This is a genomic window from Amycolatopsis sp. NBRC 101858 (assembly GCF_030269325.1).
Lineage (GTDB): Bacteria > Actinomycetota > Actinomycetes > Mycobacteriales > Pseudonocardiaceae > Amycolatopsis > Amycolatopsis ponsaeliensis.
On record NZ_BSTD01000002.1, the window covers coordinates 932,707 to 949,502 of the forward strand.

Below are 16,796 nucleotides of genomic sequence, written 5' to 3' on the forward strand. Positions count from 1 at the left end.
GTCGCGTGCGCCATCGACGCCGCCCCGGATTTGTCGGACGAGGTCCTGGCGGCCAACCGGACCAGCGAAAGGCGGCTCGTCCGCCGTGTCGTGGCGGACGAGCCGTACCCTTCTCCGGCATTCTTCTTTGTGTGTCAAGCGGTTCCGGTTACGTCCCGTCGATCAGTCGGATGGCTAGGTCCGGGCTGAACGTGCCCGCCGGCACTGTCGGTGCGATACCGCACTCGCCGTCGGACACTCCGGGCGTCTTCACCCACAGCAGCATCTCCGCGCCGCCACCGACCTGGGCCGTGACGCCGAGCTTGCGCCCGGGTGGGTTGCACCAGTCGCCGTTGGAGCCGTTGGCGTTGCGGCTCGTGTCGATGATGAACTTCGCTCCGCCGCCCAGTCCCGAGTTCACGGAGTTGGCGTAAGTGATCGACTGGCTGGTCGTGTAGTAGTTCGACACGTTCACCGAGAACCCGCGGACGTTGGCCACCCCGGCGGCCTTCAGCCGGCTCGCCATCGTCGAGGCCGCCACCCAGCCGGCGTTGCCGCCGTCGAGGTAGGCGTACGTGTTCGGCGCCTTCTGCTTGAACATCTGCGTCGCGTACGTGAGCATCGTGTTGCGGTCGGCGATCTGCGCGCTGCTCATGCAGTCGAAGTCGCCGAGCGCGTCCGGCTCGATCACCACGACCGCCGGGTGCGTCCCGACGCCCGCCGCGAAACTCGAGATCCACGTCTTGTACGCGCCGAGACTCCCCGCTCCCCCGCCGGACTCGCCGCCACACGCGTCACGACCGGGCAGGTTGTACGCCACCAGCACCGGCAGCTTGTCGTGGCTGTCGGCGGCGCCGACGTAACTCGCCACCGTGGAACCGATGCTGCTGTCGTTGCCGAACCACTTCGCGATCGGCTTCGAGGCGATGGACGTGGTGATCTTCGAGGCTCGTGAGTCGCTCGAGTGCGACGCCACCCACTGGGCGGGTGCCGAACCCGTGTTGACGTAGAACCCGCTGGTCATGTCAATCGGACTGGCCGCGCCGGCGGGCACCGCGGTGCCCACGAGCAAGAGTGCCGACACCGCGAGGATGCGGGCTGTCCACGACATTGTGGACCTCCTTCTTCTTTGTTGGATTTTGCTTTCCGTCGGCTGTCGCCTTTTCACTCAGCAGGTCTGCCGGAGGTATCCGGACTCACCTGCAGGCACCACGTCCTCGTCCCGCCGGACGATGCTGATCTTGCCCTTCCACGACGCGCAGGCCTTGCTGAGGCCTCCGCTCGTGTACTCGACGTCCACCACCCGGTTCCCGAACGCGTTCGCGTAGACGTCGCATTCGGTGTACTGCCCGCATTCTTCGGCCACCGCGAAGTCCAGCCCGTTGGCGACCCGGTTCGCGGCCAGGTCCACCGTGTTCTTCTGCGCGATCGCCAGCCCTTTCGCGTGCGCGTGGCCCGACAGCAGCTTGATGTAGTCCTGCGCGTTCGCCGTCGAAATCAGGTTCTTCGACCGCTCGTAGCTGTCGTAGTTGTCCGGCTCGATCGCCTGGAACCCCTTGCTCGCACAGGAATCGATGATCCCGTCGATCTTCGCGGCCACCCGGGTGCGCTTGTCCGCCGTGCGGATGTCGAGCAGGGTCTCGTGCCAGTCCGGGTCGACGACCTTGTTCCCGTTCGCGTCCCGCAGCAGCAGGTCACTCGCCCACTGGCCGTCGTCGCCCTCGTTGACCTGGAAAGCGTTGATGTAACAGATGTTGTAGAGCCCGCTCGCCGCCGAGTCGGAATTGTCCCGGCTCACGATCTTGACCCCGGACGGCGGTGAGTACGCCCCGCCGATCTGGTAGTCCCACGCCGACGGCGTCGGCGGCAGCGTCACGGCCGCCGACGACACACCGGCGGACGCCAGCAAGCCGGCCGAAGTCAGCGTCGGCACGGCGAGAGCGGCCAGGAACCAGGACTTCACCACACAGGATTTGCGCGTCACATCGACTCCATCGGGGATGCGAAGGGATGGTCCAGTCCATTTATGAAAGCGCTTTCTCTCCTGCCTGTCAATCATTCACGACCTGATATCCCACAATGATCGATCGACCGTATCAAGCGGAAAGACCCGAGATTCACCGCCACCGGCTCCATTATCCGGGTTGTTCGGGCCGCGCGTGCCGGGCGAACCAAGCCGCGGCCGCGCGCAAGGGGACCTCGACGGCGGCCAGGTCCGGGTACCAGGCCCTCTCCCACTCCAGGGAGATCCAGCCGGACCACGACCGCAGGATCTCGCCGCAGTCTTCCAGCGGCACCGCGCCTGCGCCGGGCGGCACCGGGGTCGGGTCGGCTCGGCTCACCGCGTCCTTGACCTGGAAGTAGCCGAGGTAGCGGCCGAGCACCTCGCGGGTGTCGGCCGGGTCCTCGCCGGCCCGCCACGGGTGCACCGCGTCCCACAGGACGGCGACCAGGTCCGGGTCGCCGAACGGCTCGACGACCTCCAGCGCGGCCTTGCCGGTGGGCCGCGAGTCGTGGGTCTCGAGCAGGAGGCGCACGCCCGAGCCGCGCAGGTCGTCGAGAACGGCTTCGTTCCGGGACCGCGCGTCGCCGTGACCGCCCGGGAAGACGCGCACGGACGGCGCGCCGATCCGGTGGGCCAGCTCGATCAGCGCGCGCAGCTCGTCGATCACCGGGCCGTCGGGCCCGGGGGCGCAGACCTTCGCGTACCCGGCCAGGCACGCGACGGCCAGCCCTTGATCGACGAGGAGGGAACGGAGGTCGTCGACGACCCGGCCCGGCAGGCCCAGGCGGACTTCCTCGCTCGCGTGCACGCGAAGCTCCAGTCCTTCGCACCCGTGCGCCAGCGCCGTGCGCGCGGCCTCGCGCACCGGGACGCCCGGCATGCCCAGGGTGCTCACGGCGAACCGCCAGCTCATCGATGACCTCCGTTCGACAGGGGCGTCCAGGATTTCAGGTGCCGCCGCTCAGCCGCGCGGCTCACCGGCGGCGAACGCCGCGATCCAGGCGAGCGACGAGTTCCAGTTGATCGCCGTCTCGTTCGTCGAATAGGAGAAGATGTCGTCGATGTAGCACTTCGCGGGCGCGCAGCCGGGCAGGTTCTGCTGGGCCACCGGGTCCTGCAGGCCGCTGTTCGGGCCGCCGGCCAGCGAGCCCGGCGGCGGGGTGGGCAGCTTCGGGTCGAGCTGGTGGGCCCAGATCCGGCCGTGCTCGTTGGTGCTGGCCCGCTCGCCGTAGCCGGTGACGAACGACTGGTTCAGCCCGTTGCGGCCGAGCAGGTAGTCCATCGACTCGAGGACGGCGTTGCGATAGCCCGGGCGGTGCGTCAGATCGTAGGCCGTTGCGATCACCAGGGCGTTGTTGGTGGTCGAACTGCTCGAACCCCACGGGTAGGCCACCGCCTTGAACGGGTTCGGGTAGCCCTGCGAATTGACGTTTCGCACGTACTGGTCGGCGACGCTCACCACCCGCTGCCGGGCACCCAGCACGCGGTCCAGGGGGAAGCGCCACGGCAGCCGGGCGATCGTGAGGTCGGTCAGGGCACCGGTGTCGCGCCACGAGAACCCGTCGGCGGTGATCCGGCCGGTCATGGACTTCAGGTAGGTCCGGTCGCCCGTGGTCGCGTACAGCTCGGTCGCCGCCCAGGAGAACTCGTCGGTGACGTCGGTGTCGGAGTAGGCGCCGCCGCCGACGCTGTCTTCGGCCGGGGCGTAGACAGCCGGGTGCGCGAGCGCGGCCTGCCACGCCGTCTTCGCCGCGGCCAGGCACTTCGCCGCGAACGCGCGGTCGTAGGGCTGCCAGACGCGGGCGCACTGGGCGGCCGCGGCGGCCAGGTTGAGCGTCGCCGCGGTGGACGGCGGGTGCAGGTAGCGCGGCTGCGCGTCGGCCTGGGGCTGAGTCGGCAGCGCGGTCCAGGCGAGGTCGTGGATCTTGTGGTGGGCCATCCCGGCGAGGGACTGCCCGGCCGGGACCTGCATCTTGAGCAGGAACTCGACTTCCCAGCGGGACTCGTCGAGCACGTCGGGGACGCGGTTGCCCGCCTCGGGCACCCTCAGGAGGCCGTCCTTCAAGTTCGTCCGGTCCCCTGTGGACAGTGAGCGCTCATAGCTGTCCATGAGCTGCCACGCGGCGAGCGCACCGTTGACGACGTACTTGCCCTGGTCGCCGGCGTCGTACCAGCCGCCGCTGACGTCGAGGGAGTAGTCGCAGGTCCCGGGCAGGCAGGGCACGGACGTGTCGCCCTTGTTGGGCGCGACACCGAGGTGCCCGGCGGGGCGGGCGTAGGCGTCACCGACGTAGGCGGCGTCGATCGGGGTGCCGCTGCGGACGAGGTAGAAGTACTCCAGAGCGTCCTTGCGCAGGCCGTCGTACGGGTTGCGCGCGATGTCGAACGGCTCGCTGACGGCGGCGCCGACCGCGAGGGTGTAACCGGTCCCCTCCCGGCGGTAGTCGCCGAAGTCCGCGATGTGCACGTGGTCGCCCGAGGCGGCGTCGTCGCCGCGCACCTGGGTCCGGCCCTTCTTCACGACCTTGCCCGTGCTGTCGCGAAGCTCCCACGGCACCGGTCTGGTCGAAGCATCCACAATGGACGCCTCCTTCGGGCCGGTCGTCGCGTACCCGACCTGGTTCACCCGCACGGGTGAGCCGTAGTCCTTGCCGCCACCCGGGGCGATGGCGCCGCCGGTCAGCGAGACGTCGTCGACGCAGAACGTGTAGGGCTTCGCGGCGCCGCCGAACTGGAAGTTCACCTGGCCGCGCAGGGTGGCCAGGCTCGAGGTGCCGGTGAAGGTGAACGTCTTCGGGGTGCTCGTGATCGCGGCGCTCTTCGAGAACATCGTCGTGCTCGGGGCGACCGCGAGGCCGAGGCCGGCGCGGATCGTGACGTCGGCGGTGGCCGTCGCGGTGAACCGCAGCGTGTACGGCTGACCCGCTTCCAGGGGGATGTCGTTCTCGCCGAGCATCGAGTCCCACGGGTTGACCGTGCCCGCGGGCACGTCCGCGCACAGACGGCCGGCGTCGATGCGGGACGGGGTGTTCCCGCTGCTCCACCAGGGGGCCTTGGTGGTGTCGAACGTGCCGTTGAGCACGCGTTCGTACGGCGCGTCGGCGTGTGCGGCCGGGGCCAGCGACACGACGAGCACGACAGGCAGACAGGCGAATAGGAGCCTGGGTCTTACGGACATACCGGTTCTCCTGGGGACTTGGAGGAGCCGGCACGCCACAGCGTCAGCGGGGATGGTGCGCCCGGGACGGCGCGTGTGTCAACCGTCCCGGGGTCTTGACAGCTGCCTCTTCACAACCGCGGCAACTCCGGGTTACAGTCCTGTAAGCGCTTCCAATTCTGGCGCACGCCAGCCAGCGTTCCACCGGCACAGCCGCAGCGTCGCAGCAGGTGAAGGTGTTTTCACAAAGTCGTGATCCAGGCCGGACGGGCTGTTAGCGGTTCCGGAATCGGCCTCGTAAGTGGAGGTTTCATGCCTGCCAGACTCAGGCGAACACTGCTGGCCACCGCCATGGCCGCCACCCTCGTCGCCGCCGCGGCCTGCGGCGGGACGAGCGACGATCAGCAGAGCGCGTCCGGCCCGGTCACCCTCGTGGTGAAGACGTTCAGCCAGTTCGGCTACGACGCCCTGTACAAGCAGTACGAGGCGAGCCACCCCGGTGTCACCATCAAGGAGGAGAACATCGGGAAGCTGGGCGACTACACGCCCAAGCTCCAGCAGTGGATGACCGCGGGCTCCGGCGCCGGCGACGTCGTGGCGCTCGAAGAGGGCATCATCAGCCAGTACATCGCGAAGCCGGACAAGTTCGTCAACCTCCTCGACAAGGGCGCGGACTCCCTCAAGCCGGACTACCTGGACTGGAAGTGGAACCAGGCCCTGACCGCCGACGGCAAGACGCTGATCGGGCTCGGCACCGACATCGGCGCCCAGGGCATGTGCTACCGCAAGGACCTGTTCCAGAAGGCGGGGCTGCCCACCGACCGCGATCAGGTCGGTGCTCTCTGGCCCACCTGGGACGCCTACCTGGCCACAGGAAAGCGCTTTCTCACCGCGAACACCGGCGCGAAGTTCTACGACTCCTCCAGCGGCATGTACCAGAACATCCTGATGCAGCAGGATGATCACACGTACTACGACAAGGCGAACACCTTCGTCGCGGACAGCAACCCGGCCGTGCGCGGCGCCTACGACCAGACCGTCGGGATGATCCAGGCCGGGTTGTCGGCGAACCTCGACCAGTACAGCCCGCAGTGGAACGCCGGGTTCAAGAAGGGCACGTTCGCCACCATCGCGTGCCCGTCGTGGATGCTCGCGACCATCCAGAAGCAGGCCGGCCCGGAGAACGCCGACAAGTGGGACGTCGCCAAGGTGCCGGGCAACGGCGCGGTGCGCGGCGGCTCGTTCCTCGCGGTGCCGAAGCAGAGCAAGCACCAGGACCAGGCCGTCGAGCTGGTGAAGTTCCTGACCAGCGCGAAAGGCCAGATCGGCGCGTTCCAGGCGAAGGGCAACTTCCCGTCGTCGCCGCAGGCCATCGACGACCCGGCCGTCCAGGGGCTGACCAACGCCTACTTCGGCGGCGCGCCGGTCGGGAAGATCTTCGGCGCCAGCGCGAAGGCCGTGAAGCCGGTGTACCTCGGCCCGGCGAACGTCGCCATCGGCGACCGGTTCACCAACGCGCTGCTCGCCGTCGAACAGGGCAAGCTCCAGCCGGCCGAGGCGTGGGCGAAAGCCCTCGACGAAGCCCGGCGCCTGGTCAAGTAGCCCGCCGGGCGGGGCGCGCGCGCCCCGCCCGGCCTCCATTAAGGACACCCAGTTGGTCACCCAGCAACGATCCCGCGCGGCCGTGAAACCCCCGGCGCCGCCGCGCCCGCGAGAACGCGGCAGCCTGCTGTCCCGATGGGACCTCAAGGCCTCGCCGTATGTCTACATCGCCCCGTTCTTCCTCATCTTCGCGGTCTTCGGCCTGTTCCCCCTGCTGTACACGGCGTGGGTCTCGCTGCACGACTGGGACCTCGGCGGCGACGGCGGGTTCATCGGCCTCGGCAACTACGCCACCCTCTTCGGCGACCCGGATTTCTGGAACGCCGTCGGCAACACCCTCGGCATGCTGGTGCTGGCCACCGTGCCGCAGCTGCTGCTCGCGCTGGTCGTGGCGGCGCTGCTGAACCAGCAGCTGCGGGCCCGGCTCCTGCTGCGGATGGGTGTGCTGCTGCCGATCGTCACGTCGGTGGCCGCGGTCGGCATCGTGTTCAGCCAGATCTTCGACCGCGACGCCGGCATGGTCAACGGCCTGCTCCACCTGGTCGGCGGCTCCCCCATCGACTGGCGCGCCGACAAGTGGTCGTCCTGGATCGCCGTCTCGACCATGGTCGACTGGCGCTGGACCGGCTACAACTCGCTGATCTACCTGGCCGCGATGCAGTCGATCCCGCGCGAGCTCTACGAAGCGGCCACTGTGGACGGCGCGTCCAAGATCCGGCAGTTCCGCAGCATCACGGTGCCGATGATCCGCCCGGCGATCGTGTTCACGGTGATCATGTCGACCATCGCCGGCATGCAGCTGTTCACCGAGCCGCTGATCTTCGGGCAGGGCACCTACGCCATCTCCGGCGGCTCCCTGCGCCAGTTCCAGACCGTGTCGATGTACATGTTCGAGAAGGCCTTCCGCGACGCCGACCTCGGCTACGGCTCGGCCGTCGCATGGATGATCTTCCTGCTCATCACCATCCTCGCAGTCGTCAACTTCCTTGTCACCCGGAGGTCGTCGAAGTGATGCGGAAGACTTCGCCCTTGGTCTACGTCACGCTGCTGGCCGGGATCGCGCTCTCGGCGTTCCCGCTGTACTGGCTGTTCGTGGTCGCCACCCGGACCAACGACATCGTCGGCGACTGGCCACCGCCGTTGCTGCCCGGCGGCAACCTCTTCGCCAACGTCGGCCGGCTGTTCTCCGCCGAAGAAGCCAACTTCCTCACCGGCATGGTGAACTCGGCGATCGCGTCAGTAGTCGTCACCGTCTCCGTCGTGTTCTTCAGCACCCTGGCCGGGTTCGCCTTCGCCAAGCTGCGCTTCCGCGGCCGCAACGGGCTGCTGGTGGTCATCCTCGGCACGATGATGATCCCGGTGCAGATGGGCATCATCCCGCTGTACATGATCATGGTCCAGCTGGGCTGGCAGAACCGGCTGCAGGCGGTGATCGTGCCGTTCCTCGTCTCCGCGTTCGGCGTGTTCATGATGCGGCAGTACGCCGAGCGCTCGGTGCCGGACGAGCTGATCGAGGCCGCGCGCATCGACGGCTGCTCGACGTTCCGGATCTACCTCACGGTCGTGCTGCCCGCGCTGCGGCCCGGCGCGTCGGTCTTGGCGCTGTTCACGTTCATGAGCACCTGGAACGAGTTCCTCTGGCCGATCGCCGTGCTCGAGAACGACAACCCGACCGTGCAGTTCTCGCTGAACCAGCTGTCCACGAGCTACTACACCGACTACACGCTGATGTTCGCGGGCGCGCTCGTCGCCTGCGTCCCGCTGCTGCTGGTCTTCCTGGCCTTCGGCAAGCAGATCATCGGCGGCATCATGGAAGGAGCGGTCAAGGCGTGAGCACGTTCGAACCCGGTTTCCGCTGGGGCGCGGCGACGTCGAGCTACCAGATCGAGGGCGCGACGGCCGAGGACGGGCGCGGACCGTCCATCTGGGACACCTTCGCCGCGACCCCCGGTGCGATCGACAACGGCGACACCGGCGAGGTCGCCGCCGACCACTACCACCGCTACCGCGACGACGTCACGCTGATGAAGGACCTCGGACTGGGTGCCTACCGGTTCTCGATCGCCTGGCCGCGGATCCAGCCGGCCGGATCCGGCGCCGTCGAACAGCGGGGGCTCGACTTCTACCGGCGACTCGTCGACACGCTGCTGGAGCAAGGCATCGAGCCGTGGCCGACGGTCTACCACTGGGACCTGCCGCAGCCGCTGGAAGACGCCGGCGGCTGGCCGGAGCGTGACACCGCGCAGCGCTTCGCCGACTACGCGGCCATCGTGCACGGGGCGCTCGCCGACCGGGTCACGCACTGGACGACGCTGAACGAGCCGTGGTGTTCAGCTTTCCTTGGCTACGCCACCGGACGGCACGCGCCCGGCCGCCGGGAGCCCGCCGCCGCGGTGCGGGCCGCCCACCACCTGCTGCTGGCCCACGGCCTGGCCGCGGAAGCCATGCCGGGCAGCACGGTCGGCCTGACGCTGAACCTGACGGACGTCTCCCCCGCGTCCCGCGCCGAACCGGACCTCGACGCCGCGCGACGGATCGACGGCCTGCAGAACCGGCTGTTCCTCGACCCGGTGCTGCTCGGCGACTACCCCGCCGACGTCCAGGCGGACCTGGCCGGCGTCACCTCGTTCGAGCACGTGCTCCCGGGAGACCTGAAGACCATCTCGGCGCCGCTGGACTTCCTCGGCGTCAACTACTACTCCCCCATGCTGGTCGCCGGCGGCGGCGCGCCCCGGCCGTCCGCCTACGTCGGCTCGGACCGGATCGAGCAGGTCGACGGCGGGCGCCCGCGGACGTCCATCGGCTGGGAGATCGACGCGCTAGGCCTGCTGTCCCTGCTGACGCGGCTGAACCGGGACTACCCGGCCATTCCGCTGTACGTCACGGAAAACGGCGCCGCCTTCGACGAGCCCGTGCACGACCGGGCGCGAGTCGCCTATCTGGACGGTCACCTGCGGGCCTGCGCGGCCGCGATCGCGCAGGGCGTCCCGCTCGAGGGGTATTTCGCGTGGTCGCTGCTCGACAACTTCGAGTGGTCCTACGGGTACGCGCAGCGGTTCGGGCTCGTGCACGTCGACTACGAGACGCAGGAGCGCACGCTGAAGGACAGCGCCCGCTGGTACGCCGGCGTCATCGCCCGGGGCGGCCTGTGAGCGCTCACAGGGTTGTTAAGCTGACCGTCCGATCGATCCGGGGGAGGCGAGCACGATGAGCAACCGGCCGTCGACGCTCGAGGAAGTGGCGCGCCTGGCCGGGGTGTCCACCGGCACCGTGTCCCGGGTGATCAACAACGCCCCGCACGTCAGCACGAAGTCGCGCGAAGCCGTCCAGCGGGCCATCGAAGAGCTCGGGTACGTGCCGAACACCGCCGCCCGCTCGCTGGCCACCGCCCGCCGCGGCGCCGTGGTGCTGGCCATCTCCAGCGACGACCCGGCGTTGTTCGCCAACCAGTTCTTCGCCGAGGTGATCGCCGGGGTCAACGCCGTCATCGAGGAGACCGACCTCCAGCTGATGCTGGTGCTCGCGGCGTCCGAACGCGGCCGGTCGCGGCTGACGCGGATCCTGCAGTCGCGGGCCGCCGACGGTGTCATGCTGCTCGCGTTGCGGGAGAACGACCCGCTGTCGAAGATCGCCGACGAGGGCCAGGTGCCGGTGGTCCACGGTGGACGCTCGCTCGACCGCACGCCCCCGCACTACGTCGACGCCGACAACCGCGGCGGCGCCCGGCAGGCCGTGGAGTACCTGGTCTCGCTCGGGCGGCAGCGGATCGCGACGATCACCGGGCAGACCGATCAGCACGCGGGCGTCAACCGGTACCTCGGGTTCCGGGAGGCCTTGGCGCTGGCCGGGCTGCCGGACCACCGCGTCGCGCACGGCGACTTCAGCGAAGGCAGCGGCGTCGAGGGCATGACCCAGCTGCTCGACGAGCACGCGGATCTCGACGCCGTGTTCGTCGCTTCCGACGCGATGGCGGCTGGAGCGCTGAAGGTCCTGCGCTCGCGGGGGCTTTCCGTGCCCGAGGACGTCGCGGTGGTCGGGTTCAACGACATCGTCACCGCGCAGCACACGCACCCCGCGCTGACCACCGTCCGCCAGCCGATCGAGGCGCTGGGCCGGGAGATGACGCGGATGCTGGTGCGGCTGATCGACGGCGAGCAGCCGACGTCGCTGATCCTGCCGACCGAGCTGGTGGTCCGCGAGTCCGCCTGAGCGCGTCATCCGGCGGTCACCTCCAGGGGGTCGAAGGTGATCCGGACGGTGAAGCCGTCCGGCCAGCGGATGCCCTCTTCGGTGACTTCCAGGCCTGCGGCTTCGGTCCCGAGGACGGCGTGGGCGATGAAGACGGTCGTCCCTTCGAGGTCGCCGGTGAGTCTCGAGAGGGAGACCCACGGCGTGTACGCGGTGCCGTGCGGCGCGCGGACCTCGTCCTGCCCGGTCCAGCCCGTGAGCGGTTTCAGGACGGAGTCCGCGGCCCAGCCGGTCTGCTCGGCCCTCGCTCCCGGCGGGGCGCCGAGCACGCGGTGGACGCGCAGTTCGTCCCGGCCGCGCGCCACGGTGACGCTCTCGACGCGCAAGCCCGGGAGCGCCGCCGTCCCGAAGATCGGCCGGTGCCAGGACGCGGCCCAGCCCCAGCCGTCGCCTTGGCCCGCGCCGAGCGGGTGGATCCGGCGGCGGACGCTCCGCACTCCCCCGGCGACGACCGCGAAGTGGTTGTCCGCGGGGTTGTCCTTCGCGGTGGGGCCGGTGTGCGTCGAGTAGGCGAACCGGCTGTAATGCGGATCGTCGGCTGCCTCGGCTTCGTGCGGGCGCAGGTGGTCGCTGCCGTGGTTGTGCAGCCGGACGACGCCGTCCGCCTTCTGCAGCAGGAAGCCCGGGGCGGGCTCCGCACGGATCGTGTCCGCGTCGTCCGACTCCTCTGTGGACGTCCACAGTGGATGATCTTCCGGGGCGAGCAGGCAGGCGAACGCCTTCGACGCCCAGTACGGCGAGCCCGGGCCGGAGTAGAACTGCGTGGTCGGCGCGTGCGGGCCGTGCCAGCCGAGACTCAGGATGCCGTGCTCGTCGACGGCTCCGCGGTCGAGGAAGTACTTGAGGGAGCCGCTGAGCAGCCGTCGCGACAGGCCGGGCGACAGTGGGGTGTCGCCGGTGACCGCGCCGAGGCCGATCGCCGACACGGCGGCGAAGCGGTAGGTCAGGGACCGTCCGAAGTGGAGTGGCGCGCCATCGCTGCCGAACCACAGTCTCAGGCTCCCGAGGTGCTCACGCAGGCGGTCGCCGTGGTGGGTCGGCTTCCCGGCGAGGTGGGCGTCGAGGACCGGGTAGAGGTGCAGGGCCCAGCCGTTGTAGTGGTCGAACGCGCGGCCGTCGCCGTCGGCGTACCAGCCGTCGCCGCGGTACCAGCCCTCCAGGAGTTCGAGCGCGCGGACGCGAGCCCGCGCGGTCTCGGCGTCGCCGCGGCCGACGTCGTCGAGGAAGCCGGCGACGGTGAACGGGAACAGGTACCAGTTGTTCGGTGCCGGGGTGTTCCGCAGGGACCCGCGCAGCCACGCTTCGACGCGGTCTCGGGTGCCGGGGTCGAGGTGGTCCCAGAGCCACGGGCGGGTCAGGCGGAGGCCGAGCGCGACGGACGCGGACTCGACCATCGGCTGCCCGGCGACGTCGTGGCCGAGGATGACCGGCCACGACTCGGCGTCGTCGCGGCCCGGGGTGCGGGTACCCGCGGCCAGGCCTTCGGCGTACCGCTCCAGCCAGTTGTGCGGGTCGCCGCCCCCGGCCACGCGAAAGGCGGCGGCGAGGAAGGTGCGGGCGAAGCCTTCGAGACCGTCCGAGCGGACGCCGTTGGCCGACGCGGGCCCCGGCAGGTCGAGCCGCGCTTTCCCCGGGCTCGCCCAGCGCCAGGCGGCGTCGAGGAGGCCGTCCGCGGCGGCGACCCAGTGGTCACGCGTGTAGCCGGTGCGCGGGCTCAGTTCACGGTCGTCATCCGGGAGTTTCACGCGATCAGCCCCATCCGGTCGCGGCGCAGCGGATGGGCGAAGCCTTCGCCCGAGGCCCAGCGCGCGACCTCGGCGACGGCCAGCGCGGCCAGCCGGCCCAGTTCGTTGCCCTGCGAGCCCGCCAGGTGCGGCGTGATCAGCACGTTCTCGTCCGTCCACAGCGGATGCCCGGGCGGCAGCACCTCGGGTTCCGTGACGTCGAGGATCGCGCGGATCCGGCCGGCGCCGGTGGCCTCCGCGAGCGCGTCCTGGTCGAGGACGGCGCCACGGGCGGTGTTGATCAGGACGGCGTCCGGGCGCATCGAGCCGATCAGCTCCCGGCCGACCAGGCCGCGGGTTTCGGGCAGCAGGGGCGTGTGGACGCTGACGACGTCGCTGCGCGCGAACAGCTCGGCCAGGGTCACCCGCTCGGCTCCCGCGATGTCGTCCACATACGGATCATGCACCAGGATGTGCAGGTCGTGGGGTCGCAGCAGCTCGATCACGCGGCGGCCGATCATCGACGCGGACAGGATGCCGACCGTCCGCCGGTAGTTGCCGACGTCCCGGGGCCAGTTGTCGCGGACGTGGCTTTCCCGGTAGCCGCGAGCGCGTTCGAGCACCCGCTTGCCCGACAGCAGGATCATGGCGAGCGTGTATTCGGCGACCGGCACCGCGTTGGCCGCGGCCGCCGACGTCACCTCGATGCCGCGATCCCAGCACGCCTCGGTGACGTGCGCGCGGACCGACCCGGCGGTGTGGACGATCGCGCGCAGGTTCGGGGCGGCGGCGAGCGCGGCGGCGTCCAGCGGCGGACAGCCCCAGCCGGTGACCAGCAGTTCGACGTCCCGGAGCGGGGCGCCGGCGAAGTCGTCGATGACGCCTTCGGCCAGGTCCACGAGAGCGCGCAGCTCGGCCAGGGTCTCGCCGTCGAGGACGGCATCGGCCGCTGCCCGGCTCATCGCGAGGGCGGCGCGGATCACTTGACGGCTCCCGCGGTGAGGCCGGACCGCCAGAAGCGTTGCAGCAGCACGAAGGCGACGAGCAGCGGAACGACGGCGAGCAACGACCCCGTGATGACGACCGGGTAGTACTCGGGCGACACGGTGGCCGAGCTGTTCCAGGTGTAGAGGCCGAGGCTGACCGGGTAGAGCTGCTGGTCCGACAGCATCACCATGGGCAGGAAGAAGTTGTTCCAGATCGCGGTGAGCTGGAAGAGGAACACGGTGACCACGCCGGGGCCGAGCATCCTCAGCGAGACGCGGAAGTACGTCTTCAGCTCGCCGGCGCCGTCGATGCGGGCGGCCTCGAGGACCTCGTCCGGGACGTACCCCTGGCTGAACACACGGCCGAGGTAGACGCCGAAGGGGTTGAACAGCACCGGCACGAACACCGCCCACGCCGTGTCGACGAGCCCGGTGCCCGAGGCGATCAGGTACAGCGGCAGCGCGAGCACGGTCTGCGGCACCATCACCGCGGCGAGCACCAGCCCGAAGAGCTTTTCCTTGTGCTTGAACCGGTATTTGTCGAAGGCGTACCCGCAGGCGATGCTGATCAGCGAGCTGAGCGCGCCGCCGACGACGGCGTAGAACAGGCTGTTGGCGTACCAGCGGCGGTAGATCCCCTTGTCCATCGCGAAGAGGTCCTTGAGGTTGTCCAGGGGCGAAAAGCCCTTCCAGGACAGGAGATCGCTGCCGAAGAGCGCGTCGCCGCTCTTGGCCGCGGCGAGGACCAGCCACAGCACGGGCAGGAGCGTGTAGAGCACGGAGATCCCGACTACGGTGTTGACTGCCGTGCGGCCGAGCAGCTTCACGGGTTCACCTCCCGGGTGCGGTTGGTCCAGCGCGTCACGCCGTAGGAGAGGGCGATCGTGCAGGCGAGGAGGACGACCGAGGCCGCCGCGGCGAGGCCGTAGTTGTTGCGGGTGAACGCGGCGTCGTAGATGTACATGCTCGGCGAGAAGCGCGCGGTGATCACCGGCGTGGACTGCGAAAGCAGCATCGGCTCGGTGAACAGCTGCAGCGACCAGATGAGCGTGAAGAGCACGACCATCACGACGCTGGAGCGGATCAGCGGGGTCTTGATCCGCAGGGCGGTGCGGACCGGGCCGGCGCCGTCGACGACCGCGGCCTCGAGCACTTCGCGCGGGACGGCTTGCAGCGCGGCGTAGAAGATGACGACGTTGTAGCCGAGGTTGCTCCAGAGGGCGATGTTCACGACCGCCGGGAGGGCGACGATCCCGCCGTCGCCGAACAGCGGGAGCGGGCTGAGGCCGGGGGTGTAGAGGTAGAGCCAGATGATCGCGGCGATGATCCCGGGCACGGCGTGCGGCAGGAAGAGCCCGAGCCGCGCGACGGACTTGAGGCGCGCGGCGGCTGAATCGAGCAGCAGGGCGAGGCCCAGCGAGGCGATCACCAGGAGCGGCAGGTAGACCAGGCAGTAGCGGGCGATGACCCCGAGTGCGCTGCGGAAGGTGGGGTCCCCGAGGACGGCGACATAGCTGCGCAGGCCGACGAAGACGGTGTGCTCCGGGCCGAAGCCGAGGCCGGGTTCGTCGGCGCCGAAGAAGCTCAGCCAGACGGCGGTCCCGACGGGCACGAGGAAGACCGCGACCAGCAGGACGAAGAACGGTGCCATGAGCACGGCGGCCGCGGAGCGTTCACGGTCGTGTCGGCGTGGGATCGCGGCCCGCGCCGGAGGAGATGCGGGACGGGTCAGGGTGGCGGTCATCGGAGCCCTCGGCTTTCGTGCTCGGTCGTGGCCAGCCCCAGTGCGACCAGATCCGGCATGGTCGCCTTCTGGGCGTCGCGGACCGCGTCCAGCAGCGTGCCCTGGCCCGCACCCGCCCTCGCGAAGCCGTCCTGGAGCACTCGCTGCGTCGCGCTCATCCGCGGGCCCCAGGTCCAGCCGTCGCGGATGAGGCGGGCCTGCTCGTCGAACAAGCGGTAGATGTCCTGGCCGCCGTAGTACGACCGGTCGAACGCCTTGCCGCCCACCTCGACCAACGCCGGCGCCGCCGGGTACTGGCTGCTCGTGCCGCTCGACAGCCGGGCTCGCAACGCGTCCGGGTGCGAGACCTGCCATTCGATGAACTCCATCGCCGCCTCCGGGTTCGCGCTGTCCTTGGTGACGGCGAACGTCGAACCGCCGTGCGTGCCGACCGCCGGGTGGGCCGGGTCCCACTGCGGCAGCGGCGCGATCGCCCACTTGCCCTTCTGGCCGGGGCGCGCCTTCATCTGCGCACCCGCGTCCCACGCGCCGCTCAGCCGCGCGACGACCAGGCCCTGCCCGATCTGCGCGTCGCTCTGCCGGCTCAGCGACGCGTTCGTGAAGACCAGGCCGTCGTCGATCAAGCCTTGCCAGTACGCGGAAACGCGCTGGGTCGCGGCGTCGGCGAGCGAGACGTTCCACGCGCCCGCCGACGTGTCGAACCAGCGCGCCCCGGCCTGCCACGCGAGCGCGGCGAACTGCATGCCGCCGTCGGTCGGGAACAACGCGATCCGGCGGCGGCCGTCGCGGATCCGGCGGGCCGCCGTCGCGAACTCGTCCCACGTGCGCGGGACCGGCCCGCCGAACAGGTCCGTGCGGTAGTGCAGCACCATCGGCTCGACGTCGAGCGGCACCGTGAACACCCGGCCGGCGAACGTCGTCAGCCGCACTGCCTGTGGCAGCAGCTTCGCGCGGAGCCGATCGGTCACCAGGTCCGTGATGTCCCGCGCGACGCCGTCGATCGCGAACCCGGGCACCTGCGGGTATTCGATCGTGGCCACGTCGGGGGCGTTGCCCGCGCGCGCCGCGTTGCTCAGCTTCGCGTAGCCGCCCTGGTCACCGGACGGGATCTGCTGGAAGTCGACGTGGATCCGGCGCTGCGACCGGTTGAACGCGTCGACGACCTGCTGGCTGCCGCGCAACGCCGACCAGAACGTGAGCCGGGCCGGGCCGCCGGAACCGCCCGGCGCCGAGCACGCCGCCGCCAGCGGCAGGGCCAGGCTCGCGGCCAGGACGGCACGGCGGCTCGCGGGCATCGTCGCCTCCTGTGGCGCGGTACGGGGACGCCCACAGTCTGATCACCTGAACGTTT

General features: G+C 70.1%; 14 protein-coding genes. 5 read left to right on the forward strand and 9 right to left on the reverse strand.

The features are described 5' to 3' along the window. Nucleotides 1-148: 148 nt before the first annotated feature. From QSK39_RS17600 to QSK39_RS17615, 4 genes are all read right to left on the reverse strand, one after another. Nucleotides 149-1,090, reverse strand: coding sequence for a glycoside hydrolase family 6 protein (locus QSK39_RS17600; RefSeq protein ID WP_285478814.1), 942 nt, complete (start codon nucleotides 1,088-1,090; stop codon nucleotides 149-151). Nucleotides 1,091-1,147: 57 nt separating this feature from the next. After that, the gene (locus QSK39_RS17605) at nucleotides 1,148-1,963 is read right to left on the reverse strand and encodes an endo alpha-1,4 polygalactosaminidase (protein ID WP_285478815.1); all 816 of its coding nucleotides are present in this window, start codon (nucleotides 1,961-1,963) and stop codon (nucleotides 1,148-1,150) included. A gap of 151 nt (nucleotides 1,964-2,114) precedes the next feature. Continuing rightward, complete coding sequence (locus QSK39_RS17610) at nucleotides 2,115-2,897, reverse strand: sugar phosphate isomerase/epimerase family protein (protein WP_285478816.1); 783 nt, start codon at nucleotides 2,895-2,897, stop codon at nucleotides 2,115-2,117. 48 nt (nucleotides 2,898-2,945) lie between these two features. Next, the gene (locus QSK39_RS17615; RefSeq protein ID WP_285478817.1) at nucleotides 2,946-5,120 is read right to left on the reverse strand and encodes a glycoside hydrolase family 9 protein; all 2,175 of its coding nucleotides are present in this window, start codon (nucleotides 5,118-5,120) and stop codon (nucleotides 2,946-2,948) included. A gap of 333 nt (nucleotides 5,121-5,453) precedes the next feature. Here QSK39_RS17615 and QSK39_RS17620 point away from each other — a divergent pair, with 333 nt between their 5' ends. From QSK39_RS17620 to QSK39_RS17640, 5 genes are read left to right on the forward strand one after another with little or no spacing between them, the layout of a single operon-like run. After that, complete coding sequence (locus QSK39_RS17620) at nucleotides 5,454-6,743, forward strand: ABC transporter substrate-binding protein (RefSeq protein WP_285478818.1); 1,290 nt, start codon at nucleotides 5,454-5,456, stop codon at nucleotides 6,741-6,743. A 52-nt stretch (nucleotides 6,744-6,795) separates the two neighbouring features. After that, nucleotides 6,796-7,755 carry a carbohydrate ABC transporter permease gene (locus tag QSK39_RS17625; RefSeq protein WP_285478819.1) on the forward strand — a complete coding sequence of 320 codons (960 nt, stop codon included), beginning with the start codon at nucleotides 6,796-6,798 and terminating at the stop codon, nucleotides 7,753-7,755. Further along, nucleotides 7,755-8,576 (forward strand): carbohydrate ABC transporter permease, encoded by an 822-nt coding sequence (locus tag QSK39_RS17630; RefSeq protein ID WP_285478820.1) that lies wholly within the window; start codon nucleotides 7,755-7,757, stop codon nucleotides 8,574-8,576. The genes QSK39_RS17625 and QSK39_RS17630 overlap by 1 nt, the downstream gene beginning before the upstream one ends. Further along, a complete protein-coding gene (locus tag QSK39_RS17635) occupies nucleotides 8,573-9,895 on the forward strand; it encodes a GH1 family beta-glucosidase (RefSeq protein ID WP_285478821.1) in 1,323 nt (440 codons plus the stop codon). Before QSK39_RS17630 ends, QSK39_RS17635 begins: the two co-directional genes overlap by 4 nt. Nucleotides 9,896-9,950: 55 nt before the next feature. After that, nucleotides 9,951-10,952: a LacI family DNA-binding transcriptional regulator gene (locus tag QSK39_RS17640; protein ID WP_285478822.1), complete on the forward strand. Its 1,002-nt coding sequence runs from the start codon at nucleotides 9,951-9,953 to the stop codon at nucleotides 10,950-10,952. Nucleotides 10,953-10,957: 5 nt separating this feature from the next. On the opposite strand, the gene QSK39_RS17645 is transcribed toward QSK39_RS17640, so the two are convergent. The 5 genes from QSK39_RS17645 to QSK39_RS17665 are packed head-to-tail and all read right to left on the reverse strand — an operon-like array spanning nucleotide 10,958 to nucleotide 16,740. Further along, a complete protein-coding gene (locus tag QSK39_RS17645; RefSeq protein WP_285478823.1) occupies nucleotides 10,958-12,736 on the reverse strand; it encodes a DUF2264 domain-containing protein in 1,779 nt (592 codons plus the stop codon). Next, nucleotides 12,733-13,698 carry a hydroxyacid dehydrogenase gene (locus QSK39_RS17650; RefSeq protein ID WP_285478824.1) on the reverse strand — a complete coding sequence of 322 codons (966 nt, stop codon included), beginning with the start codon at nucleotides 13,696-13,698 and terminating at the stop codon, nucleotides 12,733-12,735. Before QSK39_RS17650 ends, QSK39_RS17645 begins: the two co-directional genes overlap by 4 nt. Continuing rightward, the gene (locus QSK39_RS17655; RefSeq protein WP_285478825.1) at nucleotides 13,695-14,528 is read right to left on the reverse strand and encodes a carbohydrate ABC transporter permease; all 834 of its coding nucleotides are present in this window, start codon (nucleotides 14,526-14,528) and stop codon (nucleotides 13,695-13,697) included. The genes QSK39_RS17650 and QSK39_RS17655 overlap by 4 nt, the downstream gene beginning before the upstream one ends. Then, nucleotides 14,525-15,445 carry a carbohydrate ABC transporter permease gene (locus QSK39_RS17660; RefSeq protein WP_285478826.1) on the reverse strand — a complete coding sequence of 307 codons (921 nt, stop codon included), beginning with the start codon at nucleotides 15,443-15,445 and terminating at the stop codon, nucleotides 14,525-14,527. The genes QSK39_RS17655 and QSK39_RS17660 overlap by 4 nt, the downstream gene beginning before the upstream one ends. Beyond that, nucleotides 15,442-16,740 (reverse strand): ABC transporter substrate-binding protein, encoded by a 1,299-nt coding sequence (locus tag QSK39_RS17665; RefSeq protein ID WP_285478827.1) that lies wholly within the window; start codon nucleotides 16,738-16,740, stop codon nucleotides 15,442-15,444. Before QSK39_RS17665 ends, QSK39_RS17660 begins: the two co-directional genes overlap by 4 nt. Between the last annotated feature and the right edge of the window lie 56 nt (nucleotides 16,741-16,796).

What these genes read in the sequence shown, in the direction of transcription:
- QSK39_RS17600 (WP_285478814.1), bottom strand. Translation starts at nt 1,090, where the DNA reads ATGTCGTGGACAGCCCGCATCCTCGCGGTGTCGGCACTCTTGCTCGTG.
- QSK39_RS17610 (WP_285478816.1), bottom strand. Translation starts at nt 2,897, where the DNA reads ATGAGCTGGCGGTTCGCCGTGAGCACCCTGGGCATGCCGGGCGTCCCG.
- QSK39_RS17620 (WP_285478818.1), top strand. Translation starts at nt 5,454, where the DNA reads ATGCCTGCCAGACTCAGGCGAACACTGCTGGCCACCGCCATGGCCGCC.
- QSK39_RS17630 (WP_285478820.1), top strand. Translation starts at nt 7,755, where the DNA reads ATGCGGAAGACTTCGCCCTTGGTCTACGTCACGCTGCTGGCCGGGATC.
- QSK39_RS17640 (WP_285478822.1), top strand. Translation starts at nt 9,951, where the DNA reads ATGAGCAACCGGCCGTCGACGCTCGAGGAAGTGGCGCGCCTGGCCGGG.
- QSK39_RS17660 (WP_285478826.1), bottom strand. Translation starts at nt 15,445, where the DNA reads ATGACCGCCACCCTGACCCGTCCCGCATCTCCTCCGGCGCGGGCCGCG.
- QSK39_RS17665 (WP_285478827.1), bottom strand. Translation starts at nt 16,740, where the DNA reads ATGCCCGCGAGCCGCCGTGCCGTCCTGGCCGCGAGCCTGGCCCTGCCG.